This window comes from Argonema galeatum A003/A1, assembly GCF_023333595.1.
Lineage (GTDB): Bacteria > Cyanobacteriota > Cyanobacteriia > Cyanobacteriales > Aerosakkonemataceae > Argonema > Argonema galeatum.
This window is the reverse complement of record NZ_JAIQZM010000076.1, coordinates 1-8,142: the sequence shown is the minus strand read 5'-3', so window position 1 is coordinate 8,142 and position 8,142 is coordinate 1. Positions and strand designations below refer to the sequence as shown.

The following is an 8,142-nucleotide window of genomic DNA, read 5'->3' as shown; positions in this document are numbered from 1 at the left end:
TAGCCGTTGCGGATTAGCCATGTTTGCAAACCGTTTGATTCGGTGGCGCTGAGGATGAGAATGTCGTATTCTCCTACTGAAAAGCGAGATTCTATGGTGACGCCAAAGGCATTTTGCTCATTCCTATCCCTTGATGCACTTGCTTCCATTGCTGGCCCTCTAGTACCGCCGTTCCTCCTTCTGATATCGTAATCTTCTGCACAAGGGTTTTCATCAAAATATTCTACTAATCGAGGCGCACTAAAAGCATCTAATCTTTCGATAATTTTGGGGTCGCTAACGCGCACTTGTTCTTGCTGTAAAACGGCAGGAACGGGGACAACCAAGGCAAAGTCTTTGACATCTCCCTGATAGTCATTTGCCATTGTTAAAATAGTGCGGCTACCATCACGGGCGATAACGACTTGAGAGGCTTTGTTGTAAAGTTTGGTATCAGCCTTGGCGACATAGAAACCGCAAAATGCCCAAGCTGTAGGGGCAAAGCAAATAATAGCTAGGAATGTTATCAGTAAAGTTATCAAGATACGAAATGGCTTCATGGCAAGTTCCTTTTTGTAATTGGTCAGAATTGTAGGTTTGAAGAGAGCGTGTAGGGGCGTTCGCTCCATCGTGCCGGAGGCATTAGCATTCGGGGAAAAAATCTAGGGAGAGAGCGATAAGTTATAGCCCGAATGCTTCGCCCCTACTCAGTGTTGGGTTTCGTAAACTCAACCCAACCTACTTAAATCTAAACTCAATTGGCTGCGGAAAAGTGACCATTTAAATCTGGGTGCTGTCCAAAGATAATCTAAGAGGATGGTTAGGGGAGCAAGAGCAAACAATGCCCAGAATACTGCGGTGGAAACGAAGAAGTAATTACGCAGGATAAAGGTTAGTAGGGCGATGGACGCTGCCCATATCAAGCGGCTTATTTTGGCATTTGGGATTGAGCGGGGGTCGGTAATCATAAATAGGGCAAACAGCAATAATGAGCCGCTCATTAAGCGATGAAAATAAACGTCCCAGGTCGAACCTAGCCAAATGTTGCGAATAGCTTCGAGCAATGCGTAGGAACCTAAAAAAGCGGCGGTTGTGTCCCATCTGCCTATTCGTTTTAATATCATGCCGCCACCACCGACAAATAAAAGTGCGTACCACCAATCTTCTCCCCATTGTCCGGGGGAAACCCAGGCATCTTTGGTGAAGATGAGAGCTGCTATGATGCCAAAGTTGGCGGGATTAAAGAAATGTTTGTGTCCAATTTGAAAGATAAATTTACTGGAAATTGCCAGTATTCCTGCGACAATCATTGTGGTGTAATGCTCTGCTCGCAGTAGCAGACAAAGGCTTAAGGCTGTGATGGCGGCGCTGCGAAGTGAATTGTGTTTTTGAGGGTTTAGTAAGTCTAAATTCAGTTTGGGCGAATGATTTTCGGATTGTGCGAATAGGTTTTGGATGTTTACTTTGAGGTGGGGCCAGATGGATGCTGCACGCTCTGCTACCCATTGGGTGAGGAGGCAGGTGGCGATCGCAACTAGAATTAAGTCAGGTCGTAGTGTCCAGTCCCTTGTCCCGATGCCCAATACTAGGAAGAGGGATAAAAACAGAATTTGGTAGTCTCGGATATCTTTGAGGAGCATTGCGTGTTAAGGGAAGAATTGCTTTGTTCTAAATTTAGATACTGCTGAGACTAAAATAGTTGCTATGCGACAAAATCGTTACAGATATCGGCCTCTTAGCCAGTTTTTTGAGAAAATGCTGCTTTCCGGTGCTGTGCTGCTGTAACGAAGGTGCGGAAAATTCGCTGCTGGCGGGTGTCGTTGAGGGCGAGTTCTGGATGCCATTGGAGTGCTATGGCCCAAGGATGATATTCATGCTCTAATGCTTCTATGACGCCATCAGGTGCTTGTGCTGCAAGACGCCAAGCTGTTGGGATGGTGCTGGCTGCTTGATGGTGCCAAGAGATAATTTTTGCTTCTCCTGGGCTGATGATGCTGGCAAGGCGAGTGCCTGTGGTAATTTGAATGCTATGCTCGCAGGGGCGAGTTTGTTGTGCCCGGTGGGTTATTGTTTCGCCAAATTCGTCGGGTAGATGAGTTACCAATTTGCCGCCGCTTGCGACTACGAGTATTTCTAAACCGCGACAGATGCCTAAGATGGGGATGTCTGAGTGAAGGGCGAGCTGGGCTAGGGATAGCTCGAAGCGATCGCGCTCTGCGTTTACATTATAGATTGTCGGATGCGCTGCGCCGTTATAGGTGGCTGGGTCAATATCGCCCCCGCCTGAAAAAAGAATACCATCTACCCATTCCAGTACGGTAGCTAGGTGAGGTTCGCCTGGAGGTAGCAGCATGGGTAAACCACCTGCGCGGCGCACTGCGTCTATATATTCGCGCCGCACGCAAAAGCTGCCTGTCTGATTTTGACCGGAGGTAGTAATGCCAATTAGCGGTGGATAAAATTTCATGCGATCGTCTCAGTTTATGATATTGGGTGGGCAACGAAAACCCAACCCCTAAGATAGTATTCCCCGCTCATCGGAAATGTACTCAGTTTTATTCCCCAAGATTAACAGTTGTTTTCTGGCTGTAATTCCCAAAGCGAAACCTTAGCTTACTCACAGATGTTGGGGCAAGTTTGTATCGGCAGATACTGAGGTGATAGAAATAATAGACATCTCCAGAAATTAAAGGTGCTAACCCTTGAACCCTTGTAGAGACGTTGCATGCAACGTCTCTACATTCTATGAAAGGAGATGTCTAATCAACTCTCGATTATAGAAATATCAATTCCTCTGTTCAAACTCATTACTTTGTTGATGCAGAGCAGTATGAATGTGGCTATAAATCCGTTCTTCCATCTGGGATTTTTTGGCGTTATATGATTTTGGCAGTGGAAAACACTACAAAATCTAAAATTTGCTTGCTATGATCGTAGTTTAACATTTACTAAGTAGGTGGGCATAATTAAACGTAAAACTGCCAAGCCCTTAGAAACCGGGTTTCTTGGACAATACCTTCGCCATTTCTTTGTAGGTTGGGTTGAGTGAAGCGAAACCCAACGCATTTGCCCTAGTTTCGTACCTCAACCCAACCTACAAAGCTTAGAAACCCGGTTTCTTGGAGAAACCGGGTTTCTGGGAGTTCAGTTTATTTACGCCCACCTACTTATCACCAGTAAGATATTACTCTAGGAAAGTTATGGAAAACCAAAAACCAGTATCTAAACACAAACATATTGTTTTGACATCCCATCCCAACAGATCGGGTCAAAATCCACTTCCAATACGTTGGGGAGAAAGCGATCCCATCAAACGGGGGCCTATTATTGGCACGTTAACTAACGCGACTCAGCGGAATGCGATCGGCACTCATTCAGGTTCTTATGCAGTATATCGCGCATTGGCGATCGCATCTGGCGCACTTCAGGCAAATCACCGTCCCGACTTCACAAATACATCTCCCGTTGTCCGCATTGGGCCGCACCCCAGTTGGGCCGATCCCGATCAAATTATTGCTCTCGACCCTTTTGGTGCCATTGTAGGTGAAGTTTACACACAATTTTATGAGGATGGTTACGATCTTCGCCCGACTATTGCCATTACCAAAGCTCACATAAATATGCCAGAATTGCAAGAAGTAGTAGCAAAAGGTATATTGCAAGTTGATGGTAAAATCTTAAAAAGTAATGGCAATTTAGTAGTAACTAAAGTTGCGATCGATCCGGTTTGGTATCTGCCAGGAATTGCCAAGCGTCTCAATGTTAAAGAAAGCGATTTGCGGCGCATTCTCTTTCAACAAACTGGTGGGATGTTCCCAGAATTGGTGACGCGCCCAGATTTACACATATTTTTGCCTCCCATTGGTGGCATTACAGTTTATTTAATAGGAGATGTAGAAGCAATTACAGACCCCAATCGAGTTCTCGCCGTGCGGATACACGATGAATGCAATGGTTCGGATGTGTTTGGTTCCGATATTTGTACTTGTCGTCCTTATTTAGTGCATGGAATTGAAGTTTGTATCCAGACAGCACAATCAGGCGGTGCTGGTGTAATTGTCTATTTTCGTAAAGAAGGACGCGCTTTGGGCGAAGTTACAAAGTTTCTGGTTTATAATGCTCGCAAACGTCAGGAAGGAGGCGATCGGGCCGATGCCTATTTTGCGAGGACTGAATGCGTGGCGGGAGTTCAAGATATGCGTTTTCAAGAACTAATGCCAGATGTGTTGCATTGGTTGGGAATTACTCGCATTGACAGATTAGTTTCGATGAGCGATATGAAGTATAACGCAATTATAAATTCTGGCATTGAAGTAATCGATCGCATCGCTATTCCTGAAGATAGAATACCAGAAGATGCAAGGGTGGAAATCGCCGCCAAGCAAGCTGCTGGTTACTACACGCCGGGAGAAACGCCAGATGCGATCGCACTTTCTAATATCAAGGGAAGGAGTTTGACAGATTAGTCATTGGTCATTGGTAAATTTCAAATTTTAGATGGCAGATTTAAAATTTATTTTGAAGGCAACAAATGACCAATGACCAATGACTAATGACCAATGACCAATGACTAATGACCAATGACCAATGACTAATGACAAACAAGCTATTGCATATTTGAGAAGTCCGGCGGCAATTCGAGAAAGGTGCGATCGCATCTTCAATTTGGGATGTGAAAATAAACTCAGTCACTTTCGCGTTGATTTAACCAAGCTGGATAAATGCGCTGATTATGTTATTCAAGTCATGCGCGAAGAGTATCCCAACCTAGAAATTCCCTTTCATAGTCGTTGGCGACATTTTGAGGTTGGGAATGTATCTCGGATCGCAGAACTCGATCGCACTTTGGCAGGACTTACACCATTAGAAAAAACTAAAGTTAAATTTGATTTGGCAATTATCAGCGTTTTGCTAGATGCCGGCGCGGGTGCAAATTGGCAATATTACGAACGGGAAACAGAACAAGTGTTTCGCCGTTCGGAAGGGTTGGCGGTAGCGAGTTTTCGGATGTTTTGTCAAGGCACTTTTTCCAGTCACCCTGTACCTTGGCAAGCTGATGCTAAAGGACTTCAAGAGTTGACGCCAGAAGAACTAATGCCAGGATTTCAGGTGAGTGCAGATAATCCGCTGGTAGGTGTGGAAGGCAGGTTAGAATTGTTACAGCGTTTGGGACAAGTGCTAACTCAACATCCAAAAGTTTTTGGGACTGAGAATCCCCGGCCTGGAAATATGGTAAATTATCTGCTGGATAACAACAATAACCAGCTGGCAGCAAGTGCGGTGTTGAGTGCAGTTTTGGAGGGATTGGGGGAAATTTGGCCGGGAAGATTGGCGATCGCAGATGTTAACTTAGGCGATGTCTGGATACATCCTTCTTTGGAGGGAGATAATCAGAGCGAACGCTATGTCCCGTTCCACAAACTTTCCCAGTGGTTAACTTATTCTCTTTTAGAACCACTCCAAGAACTTGGTTTAGAAATTACGGGATTAAACGAGCTTACCGGACTTTCAGAATATCGCAATGGCGGTTTGTGCCTGGATATTGGACTGCTGGAGGCGAAATATCCAGACATTTTGCGCGATCGTTATCCTGTTGGATCTGAGATAATTGTAGAATGGCGAGCGTTAACCGTCACTTTGTTGGATCGGATTGCCGCCACCATCAGACAAAAGCTGAATTTGAGTAGTGCTGAATTACCGCTGGTGAAGGTTTTACAAGGAGGAACCTGGAGTGCTGGACGCCGAATTGCATCATTATTAAGAGAAGGCGGCGTTCCCCCAATTCAAATAGAAAGTGATGGAACTGTGTTTTGAAAATTAGTAGATAGCCGAGTTAAATTTGCAGATGTCCGAAAAACCCAAACTAATGGTGGTTGATGACGAGCCTGAAAACCTGGATTTGCTTTACAGGACATTTCGGCGTCAATTTCAAATATTTAAAGCAGATGGTCCGATCGGCGCTTTAGAAATGCTCGATCGCGAAGGCGAAATGGCCGTGATTATTTCCGATCAGCTGATGCCGCAAATGAATGGGATTGAATTTTTAACCAGCACAATAGAGCGCTTCCCGGATACAATTCGCATTCTTCTAAGTGGCCTTGGTGAAGAAATGGATGGCCTCGCAGATAAGAAAAAAAAGGCTCAAGTTTTCAAATTAATCACTAAGCCTTGTAATATAGATGAACTGAAGGCTGTAGTCCAAGAGGCTGCTGAGATATACCAAGCTGCCAAGCTCAGAAATGATGTATCGTGAAAAGTCTTGCAGCAAAAATCATTGTTTTAATGATTAGATAAATAGGTTATATAGGGGTGTTTCGGAATTATTATGCTAATGTTAACCATAAACATTTTTCTAGTAACGCAAGTTGCTAGTTATGAGGACTTACGCTCTTCGCCCCCCTAGCCCCCCAACTCTGGGGGGAACAAGACTTTTATCCCCCCAAACTTGTCAGCATATTTGACCAGAAAGAACCAACAAATGACAGCTAAAGTTACTATAATCGACCATCCCTTGATTCTGCATAAGTTGACGCTGATGCGCCAAACGACGACCAGCACGGCGAAATTTCGCAACCTCCTCAAAGAGATCGGGATGTTGTTAGCTTATGAGGTGACGCGGGATTTGCCGCTGAAATATGAAGATATTGAAACGCCGATCGCGCCAATGTTGGCCCCGATGCTAGCAGCTGAAAAAAAGATGGTAATTGTCTCGATTATGCGAGCCGGACAGGGGATTTTGGACGGAATTTTGGAACTAATGCCCTCAGCAAGAGTGGGACATATCGGTTTGTACCGCGACCCCACAACTCATGTCGCCATTGAATATTATTTCAAATTTCCTTACGATATCGAACAGCGAGATGTTTTGATTGTCGATCCGATGTTGGCAACTGGCAATTCAGCAGTTGCTGCTGTTGACCGAATTAAGGAAGTAAATCCGGTGTCAATTAAGTTTTTGTGTTTGTTAGCAGCACCGGAGGGAATTGCTCATTTTCAAGAACAACATCCCGATGTTCCCATTTACACTGCTGCAATTGACGATTATTTGGACGAACACGGTTATATTGTGCCGGGACTAGGGGATGCAGGCGATCGTCTTTACGGGACTAAGTAGGGCTAAGAACCTATCCGAAAAGTCAGTTTTTTACCGCAGATGAACGCAGATGAAAAGATTTTAAGGAGCTTACGCCATGACTGGGACTCACCCACGTACCCCAACCCTTAGTTATCGAACTCAATCGATAGATACTTCTATCGAAGCTGAACAAGTACAGTTTGGGCTATGGCGTCAGCTTCCTCTGTGGAAAAAAGCCGAAATAGTCAGCGGTTGGACTAAAGGTTGTTGGGAAATGTGCCTTTTGGCGATACAGCATCGCTATCCAGATGCTGATGCTGCTTTTATTAGGCGGGAATTCATGGCCCGATCGCTCGGACTAAACTTTCAATCCATAGCCAGTATTTTATCTGTTAGTCAGCTTTATTTTGAGCAACCAATAATGCTAAATGACCCCATTTCTTTAGCCCTTGTTGTCGCTGACATTTTAAACAATCTGGAAATTCCCTACCTTGTAGGCGGGTCGGTAGCTAGTTCCCTTTTGGGCGAACCGCGCAGCACCCAAGACATTGACTTAGTAGCAGACTTGCATATTGAAAAAGTCGATCGATTAATCCAAGCGCTACAGCCAAGATTTTATGTGTCAGAAAATGCTGTACTAGAAGCAATTCGCTATAAAGGTTCTTTTAACCTGATTGACAACGAATCTCTTGGCAAAATTGACATTTTTATTCTCAAAGACGAACCATTTAATCAAACAGAATTCCAGCGACGGCAAACTAGAGTCGTCCGGCGGAACCCCGACCGAGAAATAGTTCTGCCCACACCAGAAGACATCATTTTGGAGAAACTAATTTTATATCGGATGGGATTCGGATCTCAAAAGCAATGGCGCGATATTTTAGGTGTAATGAAGCTGCAAGGCGAACAACTAGATAAAGGTTATCTCAATGGGTGGGCGCAAACGCTGGGACTGACAGAATTACTGGTACAAAGTCTGCAAGAAGCTGGATTATATAGCTAGCCCCTAGCTACAGCGGTTCCCGCTGTTATGAGGTACAGTAGCAGCAATTAGCAAACCAATTTCTTAAATGTAGAGGATTGATTAA

The 8,142-nt window shown here is 44.6% G+C and carries 8 protein-coding genes; 5 read left to right on the top strand and 3 right to left on the bottom strand.

The genetic code is table 11. The annotated features are described in order from the left end of the window. The 3 genes from LAY41_RS31840 to LAY41_RS31830 all read right to left on the bottom strand — a co-directional run. A partial coding sequence (locus tag LAY41_RS31840) for a DUF2330 domain-containing protein (protein WP_249106690.1) occupies nucleotides 1-539 on the bottom strand: 539 nt, incomplete at its 3' end. Between the two features lie 168 nt (nucleotides 540-707). After that, nucleotides 708-1,619: an RnfABCDGE type electron transport complex subunit D gene (locus tag LAY41_RS31835; RefSeq protein ID WP_249106689.1), complete on the bottom strand. Its 912-nt coding sequence runs from the start codon at nucleotides 1,617-1,619 to the stop codon at nucleotides 708-710. Between the two features lie 95 nt (nucleotides 1,620-1,714). After that, the gene (locus LAY41_RS31830; protein WP_249106686.1) at nucleotides 1,715-2,446 is read right to left on the bottom strand and encodes a gamma-glutamyl-gamma-aminobutyrate hydrolase family protein; all 732 of its coding nucleotides are present in this window, start codon (nucleotides 2,444-2,446) and stop codon (nucleotides 1,715-1,717) included. Nucleotides 2,447-3,179: 733 nt separating this feature from the next. On the opposite strand from LAY41_RS31830, the gene LAY41_RS31825 reads away from it, so the two are divergent. The 5 genes from LAY41_RS31825 to LAY41_RS31805 all read left to right on the top strand — a co-directional run bounded on the left by LAY41_RS31825 (nucleotide 3,180) and on the right by LAY41_RS31805 (nucleotide 8,057). Then, nucleotides 3,180-4,445: a GTP cyclohydrolase II gene (locus LAY41_RS31825; protein WP_249106684.1), complete on the top strand. Its 1,266-nt coding sequence runs from the start codon at nucleotides 3,180-3,182 to the stop codon at nucleotides 4,443-4,445. Between the two features lie 121 nt (nucleotides 4,446-4,566). After that, entirely contained in the window at nucleotides 4,567-5,793 is a 1,227-nt protein-coding gene (locus tag LAY41_RS31820) for a URC4/urg3 family protein (RefSeq protein ID WP_249106683.1), read from the top strand. Between the two features lie 31 nt (nucleotides 5,794-5,824). Continuing rightward, nucleotides 5,825-6,232 carry a response regulator gene (locus LAY41_RS31815; RefSeq protein WP_249106681.1) on the top strand — a complete coding sequence of 136 codons (408 nt, stop codon included), beginning with the start codon at nucleotides 5,825-5,827 and terminating at the stop codon, nucleotides 6,230-6,232. A gap of 225 nt (nucleotides 6,233-6,457) precedes the next feature. Beyond that, nucleotides 6,458-7,093, top strand: a complete 636-nt coding sequence (upp, locus tag LAY41_RS31810) for a uracil phosphoribosyltransferase (RefSeq protein WP_249106680.1) — start codon at nucleotides 6,458-6,460, stop codon at nucleotides 7,091-7,093. 76 nt (nucleotides 7,094-7,169) lie between these two features. After that, entirely contained in the window at nucleotides 7,170-8,057 is an 888-nt protein-coding gene (locus LAY41_RS31805) for a nucleotidyl transferase AbiEii/AbiGii toxin family protein (RefSeq protein ID WP_249106679.1), read from the top strand. The last annotated feature ends 85 nt before the right edge of the window (nucleotides 8,058-8,142 follow it).